Annotated in this window: 19 protein-coding genes and 1 riboswitch; of the genes, 15 read left to right on the plus strand and 4 right to left on the minus strand. The window is 66.0% G+C overall.

The features are described 5' to 3' along the window. Nucleotides 1-52: 52 nt before the first annotated feature. From egtB to VEA80_RS14225, 5 genes are all read left to right on the plus strand, one after another. On the plus strand, nucleotides 53-1,321 hold the full coding sequence (gene egtB / locus VEA80_RS14205) for an ergothioneine biosynthesis protein EgtB (protein WP_325061416.1): 1,269 nt from the start codon (nucleotides 53-55) through the stop codon (nucleotides 1,319-1,321). Then, nucleotides 1,311-2,288, plus strand: coding sequence for an L-histidine N(alpha)-methyltransferase (gene egtD / locus VEA80_RS14210; protein ID WP_325061417.1), 978 nt, complete (start codon nucleotides 1,311-1,313; stop codon nucleotides 2,286-2,288). The genes egtB and egtD overlap by 11 nt, the downstream gene beginning before the upstream one ends. An 11-nt stretch (nucleotides 2,289-2,299) precedes the next feature. Then, the gene (locus VEA80_RS14215; RefSeq protein ID WP_325061418.1) at nucleotides 2,300-3,376 is read left to right on the plus strand and encodes a flavodoxin family protein; all 1,077 of its coding nucleotides are present in this window, start codon (nucleotides 2,300-2,302) and stop codon (nucleotides 3,374-3,376) included. A gap of 211 nt (nucleotides 3,377-3,587) precedes the next feature. Then, complete coding sequence (locus VEA80_RS14220) at nucleotides 3,588-4,727, plus strand: hypothetical protein (protein ID WP_325061419.1); 1,140 nt, start codon at nucleotides 3,588-3,590, stop codon at nucleotides 4,725-4,727. A 162-nt stretch (nucleotides 4,728-4,889) separates the two neighbouring features. After that, nucleotides 4,890-6,485 (plus strand): AbgT family transporter, encoded by a 1,596-nt coding sequence (locus VEA80_RS14225; protein ID WP_325061420.1) that lies wholly within the window; start codon nucleotides 4,890-4,892, stop codon nucleotides 6,483-6,485. Here the strand turns inward: VEA80_RS14225 and VEA80_RS14230 are convergent. Continuing rightward, nucleotides 6,482-7,420 (minus strand): aldo/keto reductase, encoded by a 939-nt coding sequence (locus VEA80_RS14230; RefSeq protein WP_325061421.1) that lies wholly within the window; start codon nucleotides 7,418-7,420, stop codon nucleotides 6,482-6,484. The genes VEA80_RS14225 and VEA80_RS14230 overlap by 4 nt on opposite strands. Nucleotides 7,421-7,491: 71 nt before the next feature. Between VEA80_RS14230 and VEA80_RS14235 the strand changes: the two genes are divergently transcribed. After that, nucleotides 7,492-7,875 carry a DUF423 domain-containing protein gene (locus VEA80_RS14235; protein WP_325061422.1) on the plus strand — a complete coding sequence of 128 codons (384 nt, stop codon included), beginning with the start codon at nucleotides 7,492-7,494 and terminating at the stop codon, nucleotides 7,873-7,875. 8 nt (nucleotides 7,876-7,883) lie between these two features. Beyond that, entirely contained in the window at nucleotides 7,884-9,092 is a 1,209-nt protein-coding gene (locus tag VEA80_RS14240; protein WP_325061423.1) for a mechanosensitive ion channel family protein, read from the plus strand. Here VEA80_RS14240 and VEA80_RS14245 read toward each other — a convergent pair whose 3' ends face one another. Continuing rightward, a complete protein-coding gene (locus VEA80_RS14245) occupies nucleotides 9,093-9,257 on the minus strand; it encodes a hypothetical protein (RefSeq protein ID WP_325061424.1) in 165 nt (54 codons plus the stop codon). Between the two features lie 97 nt (nucleotides 9,258-9,354). Here VEA80_RS14245 and VEA80_RS14250 point away from each other — a divergent pair, with 97 nt between their 5' ends. The 3 genes from VEA80_RS14250 to thiC all read left to right on the plus strand — a co-directional run bounded on the left by VEA80_RS14250 (nucleotide 9,355) and on the right by thiC (nucleotide 12,557). Further along, nucleotides 9,355-10,080, plus strand: a complete 726-nt coding sequence (locus VEA80_RS14250; RefSeq protein ID WP_325061425.1) for a hypothetical protein — start codon at nucleotides 9,355-9,357, stop codon at nucleotides 10,078-10,080. Next, nucleotides 10,077-10,496, plus strand: a complete 420-nt coding sequence (locus VEA80_RS14255; RefSeq protein WP_325061426.1) for a hypothetical protein — start codon at nucleotides 10,077-10,079, stop codon at nucleotides 10,494-10,496. Before VEA80_RS14250 ends, VEA80_RS14255 begins: the two co-directional genes overlap by 4 nt. Nucleotides 10,497-10,505: 9 nt before the next feature. After that, a riboswitch (TPP riboswitch) is annotated at nucleotides 10,506-10,616 on the plus strand. Beyond that, nucleotides 10,611-12,557, plus strand: coding sequence for a phosphomethylpyrimidine synthase ThiC (thiC, locus tag VEA80_RS14260; protein WP_325061427.1), 1,947 nt, complete (start codon nucleotides 10,611-10,613; stop codon nucleotides 12,555-12,557). (Overlaps the previous riboswitch by 6 nt.) A gap of 704 nt (nucleotides 12,558-13,261) precedes the next feature. On the opposite strand, the gene VEA80_RS14265 is transcribed toward thiC, so the two are convergent. Next, on the minus strand, nucleotides 13,262-13,972 hold the full coding sequence (locus VEA80_RS14265; RefSeq protein ID WP_325061428.1) for a hypothetical protein: 711 nt from the start codon (nucleotides 13,970-13,972) through the stop codon (nucleotides 13,262-13,264). 1 nt (nucleotide 13,973) lies between these two features. After that, nucleotides 13,974-14,471, minus strand: coding sequence for a Pycsar system effector family protein (locus VEA80_RS14270; protein ID WP_325061429.1), 498 nt, complete (start codon nucleotides 14,469-14,471; stop codon nucleotides 13,974-13,976). An 88-nt stretch (nucleotides 14,472-14,559) separates the two neighbouring features. On the opposite strand from VEA80_RS14270, the gene VEA80_RS14275 reads away from it, so the two are divergent. The 5 genes from VEA80_RS14275 to VEA80_RS14295 all read left to right on the plus strand — a co-directional run bounded on the left by VEA80_RS14275 (nucleotide 14,560) and on the right by VEA80_RS14295 (nucleotide 16,481). Beyond that, nucleotides 14,560-14,868: a type II toxin-antitoxin system ParD family antitoxin gene (locus VEA80_RS14275; protein WP_325061430.1), complete on the plus strand. Its 309-nt coding sequence runs from the start codon at nucleotides 14,560-14,562 to the stop codon at nucleotides 14,866-14,868. Next, on the plus strand, nucleotides 14,865-15,221 hold the full coding sequence (locus VEA80_RS14280) for a type II toxin-antitoxin system RelE/ParE family toxin (protein ID WP_325061431.1): 357 nt from the start codon (nucleotides 14,865-14,867) through the stop codon (nucleotides 15,219-15,221). Before VEA80_RS14275 ends, VEA80_RS14280 begins: the two co-directional genes overlap by 4 nt. Further along, a complete protein-coding gene (locus VEA80_RS14285) occupies nucleotides 15,218-15,790 on the plus strand; it encodes a hypothetical protein (RefSeq protein WP_325061432.1) in 573 nt (190 codons plus the stop codon). Before VEA80_RS14280 ends, VEA80_RS14285 begins: the two co-directional genes overlap by 4 nt. A 79-nt stretch (nucleotides 15,791-15,869) precedes the next feature. Further along, nucleotides 15,870-16,163 carry a hypothetical protein gene (locus tag VEA80_RS14290; RefSeq protein ID WP_325061433.1) on the plus strand — a complete coding sequence of 98 codons (294 nt, stop codon included), beginning with the start codon at nucleotides 15,870-15,872 and terminating at the stop codon, nucleotides 16,161-16,163. A 60-nt stretch (nucleotides 16,164-16,223) separates the two neighbouring features. Then, complete coding sequence (locus VEA80_RS14295; RefSeq protein ID WP_325061434.1) at nucleotides 16,224-16,481, plus strand: hypothetical protein; 258 nt, start codon at nucleotides 16,224-16,226, stop codon at nucleotides 16,479-16,481. Nucleotides 16,482-16,501: the final 20 nt, after the last annotated feature.

Consider the following 16,501-nt stretch of genomic DNA (forward strand, 5'->3'; position numbering starts at 1 on the left):
TAACCGCCGCCGCTGTTCAGACTAACGCAGGTTAGCAGACGGCGGAGACGGATTGACCGCAGCGGAAACCCGGACTGCGCGCGCCGTTGAGCGCGACCATCTCGCTGCACGTTTCGCCGACGTGCGCGCGCAGACCTGCGCCCTCGCCGCCCCGCTCAGAGCCGAAGACCAAGCCATCCAATCGATGCCGGACGCGAGCCCCACCAAGTGGCACCTCGCGCACACGACCTGGTTCTTCGAAACCTTCCTGCTCACACCGCACGCCGCGCATTACACGCCGTTCGATCCGCGCTTCGGCTATCTCTTCAACTCCTACTACGAAGCGGCCGGCCCGCGCCATCCGCGTCCCGCGCGCGGCCTGCTCTCGCGTCCGCGCCTCAATGCGGTGCGCGCTTATCGCGCCCATGTCGACGCCGCGCTGCAGGCGCTGATCGACTCCGCCGCCGCCGCAGCGTGGCGCGAAATCGCGCCGCTGCTCGAACTCGGCCTCCATCACGAGCAGCAGCATCAGGAATTGATCCTGATGGACATCAAGCACCTCTTCGCGCAGAACCCGCTCGCGCCCAGCTACGGCGCCGCGGCGCGTCCGCGCGGAGCGGAAGCGCCCGCGCTCGAATGGACGTCGTTTCCCGGCGGCCTCTACGAGATCGGCCACGCGGGCGAGGCCTTCGCCTACGACAACGAAGGCCCCCGTCACAAAGTCTGGCTCGAACCGTTCGCGATCGCCAACCGCTGCGTCACCAACGCCGAATACGCCGCCTTCATCGCCGACGACGGTTACGCACGTCCGGAGTTTTGGCTGTCGGACGGTTGGGCCGCCATCAACGCGCAGGGCTGGCGCGCGCCGCTCTATTGGCGCGGCGACGACATCTTCACGCTCGCCGGCGAATGCAAGCGCGATCCGGCCGAGCCGGTCTGTCACCTGAGCTATTACGAAGCCGACGCCTTCGCGCGCTGGGCCGGCAAACGGCTGCCGCGCGAAGCGGAATGGGAAGTCGCCGCGCGCGCCGCCGCATCCCACGACGCGCACTTCGCCGAGTCCGGCGAATTCCATCCGCGCCCGGCGCGCGCTGCCGCGCTCACGCAGATGTTCGGCGACGTCTGGGAATGGACCGCCTCCGCCTACAGCGCCTATCCCGGCTTTCGCCCCGCGCCCGGCGCAGTCGGCGAATACAATGGCAAGTTCATGTGCGGCCAATTGGTGCTGCGCGGCGGCGCCTGCGTCACGCCCGCCGGCCACATCCGCAACACTTATCGCAACTTCTTTCCGCCCGGCGCGCGCTGGGCCTTCTCAGGATTGCGCCTGGCCGATGACCTCTAGCCTCAAGCTCAAGCCCGCACGCCGCTTCGAGTTCATCGATCTCGGCCCGCAGCAGGAAAGCTTCGAGCGCGCCGTGCTCGCGGGCCTCGCGCAACCGCACAAATCCGTTCCCTGCCGCTTCCTTTACGACGCGCGCGGCTCGGCGCTGTTCGACCACATCTGCGATCTGCCGGAATATTATCTGACCCGCACCGAAACGCAGATCCTGCGCGACAACGCCGCCGCCATCGCCGGTTGGATCGGCCCGGACGCCTGTCTCGCGGAACTCGGCAGCGGCTCCAGCGTCAAGACGCGCATCGTGCTCCATGCGCTCGACCGTCCCGCCGCCTACGTGCCGATCGATATCTCGCGCGAACATCTGCGCGCCGCCGCGCTCAACCTCGCCGCCGAGCACCGGGAGCTCGACATCGTCGCCATCTGCGCCGATTATTCCGAGCCGTTCGACCTGCCCGCGCTCGGGCGCCGCCGCATCGCCTTCTTCCCTGGCTCCACCATCGGCAATCTGGACGAAGCCGAAGCGCTCGCCCTGCTCCGCGCCTGGCGCACGCGGCTCGGTCCTGGCGGCGGCATGATTATCGGCGCCGACCTACACAAGGACGCGGCGATCCTCGAAGCCGCCTATGACGACAGCGCCGGCGTCACCGAAGCCTTCATCAAGAACATCCTCGTGCGCATCAACGCCGAACTCGGCGCCGACATTGATCCCGCCGCCTTCGCTTACGCAGCCCGCTTCAACGACGCCGCGAGCCGCGTCGAGATGCATCTGCGCAGCAAGCGCGCGCAAACCCTACGCGTCGCCGGCCGCAGCATCGCACTCGACGAGAGCGAGCGCATCCACATCGAGAACTCGCGCAAATTCACGCTCGAAGGCCTGAGGGCGCTCGCAGCCGACGCCGGCTTCCGCGTCGACCGCGTCTGCTGCGACGCCGACGCGCTGTTCAGCGTGCAACTCTGGTCCGCCGCCTGAAGGAGGCCGCTATGGCGCCGCAACCGCGCAAGGGCATGCCGGACGTCCAGCTCGACGAAGCCGAGTTCAAGCGCCGATTCCTCAGCCAATACATCGATCCGGCGTTTGACACCTTACAAGACGAACTGCAGCGCGTCGCCGACGCCGCCTGGCGCGGCTACAGCGAATATCGCAAGAGCCCGCGCACGCGAAAGGCGGGCCCCGGCTTCGAAGAGTCCGATTACGATCTCGCGGTCGACTGGCTGAATGCGCGCGAGGCCGTCATCGCCGCGCAGCAGCGCCACGACGACACATCCCAGCCGCTCCGCATCCTCTTGATCAACAGCTCCTCGCGCAGCGAGCACACCTGCCCGGGCGAAATGTCGAAATCCTTCCGCCTCGCCGAGATCGCCCGCCATGCGATCGAAGCCGAAGGCGAGATCGAGATCGATCCGCTGAACCTCAGCGATCTCGCCTCCGAGTACGGACGCAAGATTCATCCGTGCAAAGCCTGCTTCTCCACCGCCGCTGCGCTCTGCCACTGGCCGTGCTCGTGCTATCCGAACTACGCCATGGGCCAGACGCTCGATTGGATGAACGACATCTACCCGCTCTGGGTCGGTGCGCACGGCGTCATGATCGTGACGCCGGTGAACTGGTATCATACCTCGTCCTCGCTCAAGCTGATGATCGACCGTCTGGTTTGCGCCGACGGCGGCAATCCCGATCCCACCCGTACGCACGGCAAGGACGCCGCCAAAGCCAAGGAGATCGAGCTGCAGGGCTGGGACTATCCGCGCCATCTCGCCGGCCGCCTGTTCGCGGTCGTCGCGCACGGCGACGTCGAAGGCGCCGAGAACACTCGCCGCGCGCTCTCCGATTGGCTTTGCTACATGCAGCTCCGCCCCGCCGGGCCGATGGCCGAACTCGACCGTTACATCGGCTACTGGGCGCCCTACGCCAGCAGCCACGACGCGCTCGACGAAGACGAGAGCATCCAGGAAGAAGTGCGTAACGCCGCCCGCACGCTCGCCCGCGCCCTCAAAGCCCAGCGCGCCGGCGCGTTCGCCGACCCCAGCGAAATTCTCCGCCAGCCGCGCCAGAAATAGCGCAGGCGCGCAAATTCGCGTTGCGCGCACGTGCGTCATAACGTATGCACGCGCTCCTTCTGAACGCCTGACAGGGAGGCGATGATGCAATGCTGTTCACGCCTCCGGGCTTTGTTCACTGCGACTTGAAGCGCGCCGCGCACACGCGCGGCTGAGCCTGTTCGCCACACCTCTCACCCCAGCGTTCGCCGCTCCGCGGCGATGAATGGCCATGCATATCGAACTTGCACACGCGCCGACGCGCGCGCGCCATCATGCGCGCGTGCGCGAGGCTCAACTGGAGACTCGTCTCGCGCGTTTTCGCGCCGAGCTGCGGCCGCGCATCCGCGCGCTCGCGGCCGAACACGCCTGGATTGCCGATCTCGCCTCGAGCTTCCCGGCGCTGCTCGTGGCGCTCGCGTTTCCGCGCCCGCGCGTCGATGTGCGGGAAGCGATGCTGCTCGTCACCACCGGCGCGCCGCTCGCGACGATCGCCGAACACGTCGGCGTTCCGCTCTGGCTGCGCAATTTCTCGCCGGAAGCCTTTGACCGTGCGCTGCCCAAGCTTCCTGACAGCGCCGCGTTCCGTCGCCGCATCGCCAACCATCCGCCGGCCGCATGGTCGCACGCGCCCCGTTGGCTGGAGAGCGTCGCACTCGCCGCCGATGTCGCCGACGAAGAAATTGCGCTCTGGTTCGCGCGCGAGAACCCCGCCAAGCCGAAGCGCCGCCGCCGCGGCTACCAGCCCCCGTGCAAGCGCCGCCTTGTCGCGCTGTGGGCATGGCATTCGCGCCACGGCGCCGTCAAAGGCGACGCTTGGCAATGGGACATGAACTGGAAGAACGCGCTCAACGCCGCTTACGCCTGGAGCGACAGCCTCGAACTCGCGCTGTTTCTGGGCGAGACCCCCGTGGCCGACGCTTGGCTCGAAGACGGCGCCGTCGATGGTTACGACTTCATCGGCCTCCACACCGCCGAAGCCGTTCGCGCCGAGGCGGCGGCGATGAAGCATTGCGCGCACACCTACGGCGCAAGCCTCGCCGGCAACGAATATCGCCTCTGGAGCATCCGCCGCGATGGCGCGCGCGTCGCCACCATGTCGGTGAGCGCCGACCGCCTCGTGCTGCCGACCATCCGCGAGATCTCCGGCCTCGCCAACGCCAAGGTCCCCGTCGACGTGTTCATCGCCGCGCGACGCTGGCTGCACGCGCAGGACCGTCCCGACATCGACGCCAAACGCTTCCAATACAGAAGCCCGCGCTTCGACGCCGCCGCCTGGCGCGCGCAATGGCGGCCATACTGGCTGGCCAAGCGGCGCATTCCCGAATGGCTGCCGCTCACGCCGCCGGCCGACGGCTTCCTGCCGATCTGATCACGCGCTCGCCCGATCCCGCCCCGCCATATCGTCGCCGCTCAGCTCCAGACGGCAGCGCACCGCCCAGCCGCCTGGCGTGGCTCGCGCTTGTCGCCGAAGGCTTGCCGCTCGCGCCATTTTCCTCGACAACCGCCGTAAGGTTTTGCGGCAGGGGCTGGCATGGCGGATCAGGCTGCGGCGAAGGGCTTTCTCGGCTGGATCGAACGCGCGGGCAACAAGCTGCCCGATCCGGTATTCATCTTCTTTTGGCTCATCGCCATCCTGATCGTCGGCTCGGCCATCGCCGCCGGCCTCGGCTATTCGGCGCCGCACCCGACCGAAACGGATGAAAGCGGCGCTCCGGTCATCATCCGCGCCGTCAGCATTCTTGCGCCGGAGAACATTCAGCGCCTCTGGGTCGACATGCCCGAGACGTTCACGCATTTCCATCCGCTCGGCTACGTGCTCGTGGTCATGCTCGGCGCCGGCGTCGCCGAGCGCTCCGGCTTCTTCGCAGCCGCGATGCGCGCCGGCGTACGCGATGCGCCGAAATTCCTGCTGACGCCCGCCGTCGCCTTCGTCGGCATGATGGGCAACCTTGCAGCCGACGCCGCCTATGTCGTGCTGATCCCGCTCGCGGGCGTGCTCTACGCCGCTGCCGGGCGCCATCCGGTCGCCGGCATCGCCGCCGCGTTCGCTGGCGTCTCCGGCGGCTTCTCGGCGAATCTCCTTCCCGGCCAGCTCGATGCATTGCTGTTCGGCATCACCGAAGCGTCAGTCGAGCAGATCGTGCCCGCCTGGGACGCCAACATCGCCGGCAATTGGTACTTCATCGCCGCGATGCTGGTCGTCTTCCTGCCGGTGATCTGGTTCGTCACCGACGCGATCATCGAACCGCGCCTCAAGCGTTACAGCGCGCCGGACGGCGAAGCGATGAAGAATGTCGGCGACGCCAATGCGCCGCTCAGCGCGGGCGAGAAGAAAGGACTCGGCCGCGCGCTGATCGCGTCGCTGCTGGTGGTCGGGCTCTGGGCCTTCTTCACGCTCGGCCCGGGCACGCCGCTGATCGACGAAGAAGCTGAACTCGCGCAAGCGCGCCTGACTCCGTTCTACCAATCGCTCGTGGCCGGCTTCTTCATCCTCTTCCTCGCCGCCGGCTGGGCCTTCGGCGCCGCCGCCGGAACGGTCAAGAACCATCGCGACGCGGTGAAGATGATGGCGGGCGCGATGGGCGACCTCGCTTACTATCTCGTGCTCGCCTTCGCCGCCGCGCACTTCGTGGCGATGTTCAACTGGTCGAACCTCGGCCTCATCTTCGCCGTGCAAGGCGCCGATGCGATCGAAGGCTCCGGCCTGCCTTTGCCGGCGCTGCTCGTGCTGATCGTCGTCTTCACCGCTGGCATCAATCTTCTCGTCGGCTCCGCCAGCGCCAAATGGGCGCTGCTCGCGCCGGTGCTGGTGCCGATGATGATGCTCCTGGGCGTCAGCCCCGAAATGACCACCGCCGCTTATCGCGTCGGCGACGGCGCCACCAACATCATAACGCCGCTAATGGTCTACTTCCCGCTGGTGCTGACCTTCTGCCAGCGATGGCGCGTCGATTTCGGACTTGGCAGTCTTACCGCGGCGATGCTGCCCTATTCGCTTTGGATCCTGATCGTCGGCGTCGGCCTCACCTTCGCCTGGGTCTATCTCGACCTGCCGCTCGGCCCAGGCGCCGTCGTCGACTACACGCTCCCGGCTGCGACTGCGCCCGCTCCCGCACCAGCGCCTTAAGCGCTAGCGCGATCTAGCGCTGCAACGTCGTCGCCGCTCAGCTCCAGCCGCAGCGCGCCCAGCAGCTCACGCAATTGTTCAACGCTGGTCGCGCTCGCGATCGGCGCGGCGACCGCGGGCTTGGCCATGATCCAGGCCAGAGCGACTTGCGCCGGCGTCGCGCCATGGCGCGCGCTCACCTCATCCAACGCCGCCAGCACCGTGGGGCCTTTGCCTTGCATGTATTTGTCCATGCGCCCGCCGCGCAGGCTCTTGGCCTTGTCCGCCTCAGTCCGATACTTGCCGGTGAGATAGCCGCTCGCGAGCCCGTAGAACGGGATCAGCGACACCTTCTCGCGCACGCAGATCGGCATCAGCTCCGCTTCGATGGCGCGGTTCATGAGATTGTATTCGGGCTGCAGCGTCGCGATCGGCAAACCCTGGCGCTTGCCTTCCGCGATCGCCGCCTCGAGCCGCGCCGGCTCGAAGTTGGACAAGCCAACCGCCCGCACCTTGCCCCCCTGATGCAGCGCCTTCAGCGCGCCGACGAACTCCTCTGGCGGCGTTTCCTTGTCGTCGCGATGCAGCTGGTAAAGGTCGATCGCCTCGACCCCGAGCCGCGACAGCGAATCATCGCATGCCGCCAGGATGTTCTCGCGGCGGATGCCGAGCCTCTTGTCCCACATCCCCACCTTGGTTGCGATCACGACGCGCTCGCGCTTGCCGCTCGCCTTCAGCCACGAACCGATCACGCGTTCGCTTTCGCCGCCGGCATGGCCCGGCGCCCAATTCGAATAGACGTCTGCCGTGTCGATGGCGTCGCCGCCCATGTCCACGAAGGCGTCCAGCACCGCGTGCGAGACGCGCTCGTCCGCCGTCCAGCCGAACACGTTGCCGCCCAGCATCAAAGGCGCGATCGCAAGTCCGCTTTGCCCGAGTTCTCGCTTCTGCTGCATCGCGCCGCTCCTGTTTGTGCTGGACCGCCGGCCGCCCCCGCGCCGACAATGCGGCAAAGATAGGAACGCCCATGCGCCTGCTCAACGTCTTCGCCGCGCTTTCCGGCGCATTCGCGCTCATCATGCTCGTGCTCGTCGCGCATGCGCTGCAGTTGGCCGGGCCCGACGCGGACCGCATGCAGCTCGCCGCCTTCATCCAGCTCACCGCCGCCGCGGCGGCGCTGGCGGTCGCCCAGCGCAGCGGCAAGCTGAACCTCATCGCCGGCGCGATGATCCTTGCAGGCGCCGCGATCTTCTCCAGCGCGCTCTATGCGCTCTCGCTCACACAGGCGCGCAGCTTCGCCATGCTTGCCCCCATCGGGGGAATGACGCTGATCGCCGGCTGGATCGCGCTTGCGTTCGCGCGCCCAAGGCCGCACGCGGAACTCGAAGCGCCGTCCTCACGCCCTAAATAGACCTCTTCATGACCGCCACACCAGATCTCGCACCCATTATCGAACCCGTCATCACCGCCGAAGCGCTCGAAGCCGAAGCGCGCCGCTTCGCCGCCAAGCTTGCCTCGATGAGCGGCCCGGACATCGCCGTCGCGCTCGCCTGGACCGCCGGCATTCTGCTCGGCGCGCTCGCTCTGCTTTGGCTGTTGCGCTTTGGCCTTCGTCTCGCCGCCCGCTGGCTTTCGCCCAAGCACGACAAGGCGACCGAGCAAGGCAAGGAAGCGCGCCGCCATGTCGGCGGCTGGACCATGATCGCCGCGCGCTTCGTCATCGGCATCGTCGCCGTCGCCATGATCCTCAACATCTGGGGCTTCGACGTCCGCACCGGCGCGCTCGGGGCGATTCTCGGCGTGTTCTGGCGCGCCGGCTTCATCATCATGTTCGCGCTGGCGGCGGTCGAAGTGTTCGGCTTCGTCATCACCCGCTCGCTGCACCGCGGCGCGCGTCACGCCAGCGATCTCCGCCGCGCCGCGCAACTGCGCACGCTGGCGCCGGTGCTCAAAGGCGTCGCCACCAGCTTCGTCGCCATCATCGCCGTAATGTTGACGCTGTCGCAGTTCGGCGTCGACATCGGCCCGCTGATCGCCGGCGCTGGCGTCCTCGGGCTCGCCATCGGCTTCGGCGCGCAGACCTTGGTGAAGGACTTCCTCACCGGCATCTTCCTCATCCTCGAAGACACCGTCTCGATCGGCGACATCGTCACCATCGCCGAGTTCGGCGGCGTGGTCGAAGACATGTCGCTGCGCACCATCAAGCTCAGAGACTTCGACGGCACGCTCCACATCTTTCCCTACAGCGAGGCCATGGTCATCCACAACAAGACCAAGAGCTTCAGCTTCGCCGTGTTCGATCTCTCGATCGATTACAATTCCGACATCGCTCGCGCGCTCGATTTGATGCGCGACATCGGCGCCGAGCTGCAACAGGCGCCCGAACTCGGCCCCAAGATGATCGATGACATCGAAGTTGTCGGCGTCGATCGCCTCGCCGATTCCGCCGTCATCCTCAAAGCGCGGATCAAGACCGCGCCCGGCCAGCAATGGACGATTCAGCGCGAATATCTGAAGCGCATCAAGCTGGCCTTCGACGCCAACGGCATCGCCATCCCGTTCCCACACCTCAAGCTTGTGCCGCCCGATTCACCCATCCCCGTCGAACCTCCGCGCGCGGCGGAGTGATCACGCAGCGGGCGGCGCCGGCGGCGGCTCTTCGCCCGCGCCGAGCTTCTTCTTCAGCGCCTCGACATCGCGCTTCAGCTCAGCCACGCGGTCCAGCAGCGTCCACACCGCGACGCCGAGCGCCACGACGAGCACGATGATCGTATAATCGGCGGGCGAGCCCATGCCGCTCCTCTCCCCGCGCCGCGCGGCAAAATCAAGGCGCTGCGCGCGCCCGGAGTCCGCTTGACGCGCGAACGCCCGCCTCTAGCCTCCGCCGCGCATGCAAACGCAGACCGTCACCATCGCCGCCCGCTTCAACGGCCCGCCCAATTCCGGCAATGGCGGCTACGTCTGCGGCCTCATGGCCAATCTGATCGACGGCCCCAGCGAAGCAACGCTGCGCGCCCCGCCGCCGCTCGAGCACGCGCTCACGCTGAGCCGCGACGACGGCGGCGCCGTCACATTGCGAGACGGCGATGCGCTGATCGGCGAAGCCAAGCCCGTCGCGCGCTTCGATCTCGCCGCGCCCGCCGCGCCATCGCTCGACGAAGCCCGCGCCGCCGCGACGCGATACCTTGGCCGTCACGTCCATCGCTACGCCACCTGCTTCGTCTGCGGTCCCGGCCGTCCCAGGCATGACGGCCTCGACCTCTTCACCGGCCCGGTCGAACAGCGCGACATGGTCGCCTGCACCTGGACGCCGGGCGCCGATCTCGCCGACGCACACGGCGTCGTCCGTCCCGAATTCGTCCACGCCGCGCTCGATTGCCCGAGCTATTGGGCGCTGCCGCACGCCGGCAAACCTGCCTTGCTCGCGCGCCTCACCGCCAACATCGACGTTCCGCTCCCGCGCGCCGGCGCAGAGCTGATCGTCGCCGCCTGGGCGCTCGAGTCCAGCGGCCGCAAGCACCGCGGCGCCGCCGCGCTCTATCACGCCGACGGCGCCCTCATCGCCCGCAGCGAAGCGCTCTGGATCGAACCCCGCACCACGGAGACGACGCCATGACCGAAGCCCAAGCCGCCGCCACGCGTTATTGCGCCCGGCTCATCGGGCCGCTGATGCTGATCATCGGCGCCATCGTCATCGCCCGCTTCGACGATCTCACGCTGCTGATGCCGGCGATCCTCGAGGACGGGCCGCTCGCTTTCGTCACCGGCATCTTCACGCTGATCTGCGGCTGCGCGCTGTTCGCCGGCCACCACCACTGGACCTCCGCCACCGCGATCGTCATCTCGCTGCTCGGCCTCCTGACCATCGTGCGCGGCGTGACCTTGATGCTGGCGCCTGACTTGCTCGCCGAGTTCGCGCTCCAGTTCGTCAACGCCGGCCCGGGCGTCATCGCCGCCGGCGCCATGGCGCTGCTGATCGGCGCTTGGCTCGCCTTCGTCGGCTGGTTTGCCAAGGGCTGGCGCGAGGTCTAAATCACACGCATCCATAACCCGGGGGGCCGCGCCGAAGCGGCTGAGATTGGACGTAACGCGTCCTGACCCGTCGAACCTGAACCGGTTAGCACCGGCGGAGGGAGGACATAGCTTATGAATAAGCCCGAAAACCGCGGCGCGTTTGCGCCATCCGTGACCACCGGTCCGCTGCAAGGCTCGCGCAAAGTGTACGCGTCAGGCTGCGCGCATCCCGATCTGCGCGTGCCGTTCCGCGAAGTGGCGCTGCATCCGAGCGCGGGCGAACCGCCGCTCACCATCTACGATCCCTCCGGCCCCTACACCGATCCCGACGCGGCGATCGACATCAACACCGGCCTCGCCCGCACCCGCGAGACTTGGGTGCGCGCGCGCGGCGATGTCGAAGAGATCGCCGGCCGCGCCGTGCAGCCGGAAGACAACGGCAACGTCAGCGCCGAAAAACTCACCCCGCCCTTCCCGCAACAACCCCGCGTGCTCCGCGCCAAAGGCAACGCCTGCGTCACCCAGCTCGACTACGCCCGCCGCGGCATCATCACGCCGGAAATGGAATACGTCGCCATCCGCGAAAATATGCGCCGCGAAGCTCTTCACTCCTCCCCCGCAAGCGGGGGAGGTGCTGAGCGAAGCGAAGCGGAGGGGGGAAGTCCGACAGTCGCGCGCACCGGCCCCCTCAGTCACGCTGCGCGTGACAGCTCCCCCGTAAACGGGGGAGCTGTTAGAGCACGCGACGGCGACTCCTTCGGCGCCTCCATCCCCGACTTCGTCACCCCCGAATTCGTCCGCTCCGAAATCGCCCGCGGCCGCGCCATCATCCCGGCCAACATCAATCACGCCGAACTCGAGCCGATGATCATCGGCCGCAACTTCCTGGTGAAGATCAACGCCAATATCGGCAACAGCGCCGTCACCTCCTCCATGGCCGAAGAAGTCGACAAAATGGTCTGGGCCATCCGCCACGGCGCCGACACGGTGATGGACCTCTCCACCGGCCGCAACATCCACAACATCCGCGACTGGATCATCCGCAACAGCCCCGTCCCTATCGGCACCGTGCCGATCTACCAGGCGCTCGAAAAAGTCGGCGGCGTCGCCGAAGACCTCAGCTGGGAAGTGTACAGAGACACGCTGATCGAACAGGCCGAACAAGGCGTCGACTATTTCACCGTCCACGCCGGCGTGCGCCTCCCCTTCATCCATCTCACCGCCAACCGCGTCACCGGCATCGTCAGCCGCGGCGGCTCGATCATGGCCAAGTGGTGCCTCTCCCATCACAAGGAGAGCTTCCTCTACACGCACTTCGCCGAGATCTGCGAAATCATGCGCGCCTACGACGTCAGCTTCTCGCTCGGCGATGGCCTCCGCCCCGGCTCGATCGCCGACGCCAACGACGCCGCCCAATTCGCCGAACTCGAAACCCTCGGCGAACTCACCAAGATCGCGTGGGCGCACGGCGTGCAAGTGATGATCGAAGGCCCCGGCCACGTGCCGATGCACAAGATCAAAGAGAATATGGACAAACAACTCGAAGTCTGCGGCGAGGCGCCCTTCTACACGCTCGGCCCCCTCACCACCGACATCGCCCCCGGCTACGACCACATCACCTCAGCCATCGGCGCCGCCATGATCGGCTGGTTCGGCACCGCGATGCTCTGCTACGTCACGCCCAAGGAGCACTTGGGCCTCCCCGACCGCGACGACGTCAAAACCGGCGTCATCACCTACAAATTGGCTGCGCACGCAGCCGACTTGGCGAAGGGCCATCCGTATGCGCGATTGCGCGACGACGCGTTGAGCCGCGCGAGGTTCGAATTCCGCTGGGAAGACCAATTCAACTTGGGCTTAGACCCCGACACCGCGAGGGCCTTCCACGACGAAACGTTGCCAAAAGACGCGCACAAGACGGCGCACTTCTGCAGCATGTGCGGTCCAAAGTTCTGTTCGATGAAAATCACGCAGGACGTGCGGGATTACGCGAAGGCGAAAGCGGAGCGGGAAGCGGGAATGCAGGAGATGAGTGCGAAGTTTCGCGATGGCGGCGGGGAGATCGATGTTGCGATTTGATCTGCGCCGACGAAATCTACGCTACGCAAAAAGCGACGCCCTCATTGCAACTCAATTTTGTGTTAACCATGTCTCCGTTGGCAGCAATCGGAGAGGTGAATGGCGTTATCGGGTATACAAGGTGCATGTGCGGCGTGGCGTAATGCGGTGAATTTGTTGGCGAAAGGCTTCGAGCTTGAGCCAATGCACACACGGGCGCCGAGAAAAGATTTCGAGAAACTACTTACGCAAGTCGTTGAACGATACGAGGCAGGCGCGACTGCCGCGGCTAAGCAGGACAAACTGCAAGCTTATAAGGACCTTGAGCTTGTCCGTCAGGAGAACAAGCGCCTCCTGGAAACGATCGAAGAACTTAAGCGTCGCGCACCGCGCCCACGACAACTCTGGCAGTCGCGGCGACAGACCGGCCAAAGCCCGCTCCACTGACACGAGCGGCGAACTGACCTCACACGGAATGTGAACCCCCAGAACCCTCTCCCGCAGTGCGGGAGAGGGCAGGGTGAGGGGCCGGCGCTGATCTTTGGGAGTTGGAGCGCGCGGCTCCGCCGCGCATGAGTCGCGAAGCGCCGCGCTCCCAGTCTTCGCTCTCCACCCTCGCCCTACCCTCTCCCTCCCAAGCAGGGAGAGAGTTCAAAAGAGTGCGGCATGGCGGGATAAGCACCACGGCATGGCGGTAGGGAGATTTTAGGCGGGCGACAAGCCGTCTATGTGAAATCCCAGCGCCAATTGGACCGATAAATCGTCGGGACCGGCCCGCCAGTCCAAGACCGTTGCTCCCACATCAACTGTCGCGGGCTGCCCCCGTACTTCGCGTCGTCATGCATCATCGAAAAGACGCTGTCCGTAATATACGTTCGATAAGTACTTTCACGGATTGTGCTGAGCTTCGCCGCGACGTTCGGAGCGCGGCCAACCCAGACCAGATCGTTGTTATTGCGAATCCCACCCCGAACAACGAGGACGTCGCCGCCATCGATGCCGCAAGAGTACGCAAGAGGGTACGTGCCGTTCTGAAAAGCTAAGTAGGTCGATTGAAATTTTGGAACGACCACCGTTTCGAATGCATACTTAAGCTTCAACGATGCCTTCACCGCGCTGGTGTTTTTGTAGTCGCCTACAAACACCGCCATTAGACGATCGCCATCAAAGCTTCGTATTTCGCCCCCCTCCATTCGCACAACTCGCGCCGCCGTAGCGAGAAACGCCTTGAACAGTTTCGCCGCGATTTGCTTGTCGTACATGGCAATTTTGGTTGAGTCTGCGAGGTCAGCGTAGAGCATCACCGCCCCAATCTTCTTGGCGCCGCCTGCAAGCGCGACATTCTCGTTTTGGGGTACCACTTGCCCATCAACGATGGACCACTGCTGCCTCACCGTGGACGTCACGTCGTTCTGAATGTCTTGAAGTACGCCCATCTCACGACCCGAATTGAAATGATTGCCGCTCCAATACGGCAGTAACGAGAAGCACAAGCCAGGGGATCACAGCGAACGCAGTGAGTGTGAAGGCGCCTTCGGTGGCGCTGAACTTCTTGGATAGAATCTCGCAGTTCCGCCAAACCTGATGCAAAGCGTCCTCAAGAAGCTGCTTGTCTTGCAACTCTGTCCACTGCGTCACGAATTCTTCCGGCTCATGGTTGGCAATATCTCGGAAATACAGCAGCGACTTCTTCTTCGCGGCACTGAGGTGGGGCGCGTAAGCGAAGTATAAAAAAATGAGGCTCGCCGTGCAAAGAAGCAGCACCAAAGTCAGAAGCAAACCTACAAAGAGTTGCGTTTGAAATGACTTCCAGCTCACTGCGGCAAACGCGGTCGCGATCAAGCTAAGGTTGATAGCAAACAAGAATGAGGCCTTGCCCTCGACGCGCGGGAAGAAGCTAAGAACTCGGTCAAGCTGCGCCAGGGCGGCGGGCAATCGACTTGGTGATTCCATATCCCTACATTACCACGTTCGGTGTTTGTTCAAGCTTGCCAATTTTTGCCAACCACCCCATCCTCCCCTCATGGCCACCCGCAACATCAATCTCACCCCCGCGCTCGACGCCTATGTCGCCGAGCAGGTCGCGTCCGGGCAGTTTCAGAACGCCAGCGAAGTCCTGCGCGCGGGCCTGCGCGCGCTGAAGGCCGAGCAGGCGGCGCACGCGGCCAAGGTCGAAGCGCTCAAGGCGGCGATCCAGGTCGCCGAGGACGATCTCGCCGCCGGCCGTTACGAAGACGTCGAAGACATCGACGCATGGATGGATGAGATCAGCGCCGAGGTGGAGGCCGAGTTCGAAGCCAAGCACGGCGCCGCGCGCACGCCGGCTGAATGAGGCGCGTCGAGGTCGCTGCGCAAGCGCGAGCCGACATCCGCAACGCGCTTGCGGAGTCGCGCGAACACTTCGGGGCAGCGGCCAGGCATCGCTACGACGCTATCATCCGCCGCGCGCAAAAATTGCTGCAGCAAGACCCTAAACGCGCAGGCGTGCAGCAACGCGAAGACCTCCCGCCGAACTACTTCCTCTTTCACCTTCGTCACGCGCGCACGCGCGCCGCCGCGCCGAAGCACCCGCGCCACTTCATCCTGTTTCGCTTCGACGATCGGCGGCTCTACATTCTCCGCGTCCTTCACGATGCGATGGATATCGAACAGAACGTCAGCGCTGACGAAAACAACGAAACATGACTGAGCCCCACATGCGCGCCGCACTCGCAGCCGCCCTCACCCTCGCCCTCACCGCCTGCACCCCCGCGCCGCCGCCGTCTCAGCCTGCCGCTGAGCCGCCCGCCGCGCCGCCAACGCCAAGCCCAAGCGCCGCGGCCGCGCCGACCAGCGCGGCGGACGCTGCAGCGCTCGCCGCCGCGCCGCTCCCGGACGGTCAATGGTTCTTCCGCGCCGACGAAAGCGTCTTCGCCGCCGGCTTCGGCGCGCCGCAATCGGAGTTTCAGTTCGCCGTCAGCTGCAATGGCGGCAGCGGCGCGGTGCAGATCATGTCCGCGCACGAGCTTGCGCCCGATCAGCCGGTGACGCTCACCATCGTCACCGCGGCGCAAACGATCGACCTCGCCGCCAATTCGTTCAACGAGGGCCTCGCCAGCGTCAACGCCGAGCTCGCCGATGCAGCGCCGGAGAAAGCCGCTTTGATCGCCGCGCTGACGCAAACCCAAGCGCGCATCGGCGTTCGAGTCCGCGACGAAACCCACGTCTATGCGTGGGACGAAGCGCTCACACGCGCGCTCGCGCCCTGCCGCTGAGACCCCCGCGAGGGCGCGCGCTCCGGAACAGCATCCCGCACCCGCCGTTCCCCCAGCGAGCCCGCACGGGAGAGCGCGCATGACCGCCACGACCGAACCCTCCTTCACCGAGACCGAGCAGATTCCCAACGCGCCGGTCACGCCCGCGCCGCGCTATGCGCGCCCGCCGCAGGTCACGGCGCAGCGACACGCCGCGCTCGGCGCTGGCGCGGTCGGCGCATTGGCGCTCGGCGCTTTCGCGGTCGGCGCGCTCGCCGTCGGCGCCCTCGCCATCGCCCGCCTCACCGTGCGCGACGCCCGCTTCAAGCACGTGCGCATCGCCCATCTCGAAATCGACCGCCTCGACGTGCGCGACTCCGAAACGCGCCACTGAGCCTCCGATCGATTGGGGGTGCGCTTGAACTCCGCCTCCGCATCGCCCACGCTTGCGCCCATGCTCGCGCTCGAAACCAAGCCGCGCCCGCAAGCGCCGCCGGCGAAACGCTGGCGCAACTATTACCGCGTCTATCGCGTGCTCGATCTCTGGCGCCTCGGCACGATCTTTCCCGGCGTCCACGCCGGCCCCGATTGGTTCGTCAGCAAAGACCTCGCCGAGGCGAACGCATCCGCGTTCTTGGCCGCGCTCAATCCCCCTGGCCGTTGCTTCATGGAGCACGCCGGCGCCTTCCCGGACGGCGATTCCGCCCACTAAACGCGGTGCGAGCCGCGCAA

It is taken from the genome of Vitreimonas sp., from assembly GCF_035627415.1.
GTDB lineage: Bacteria > Pseudomonadota > Alphaproteobacteria > Caulobacterales > Aquidulcibacteraceae > Vitreimonas.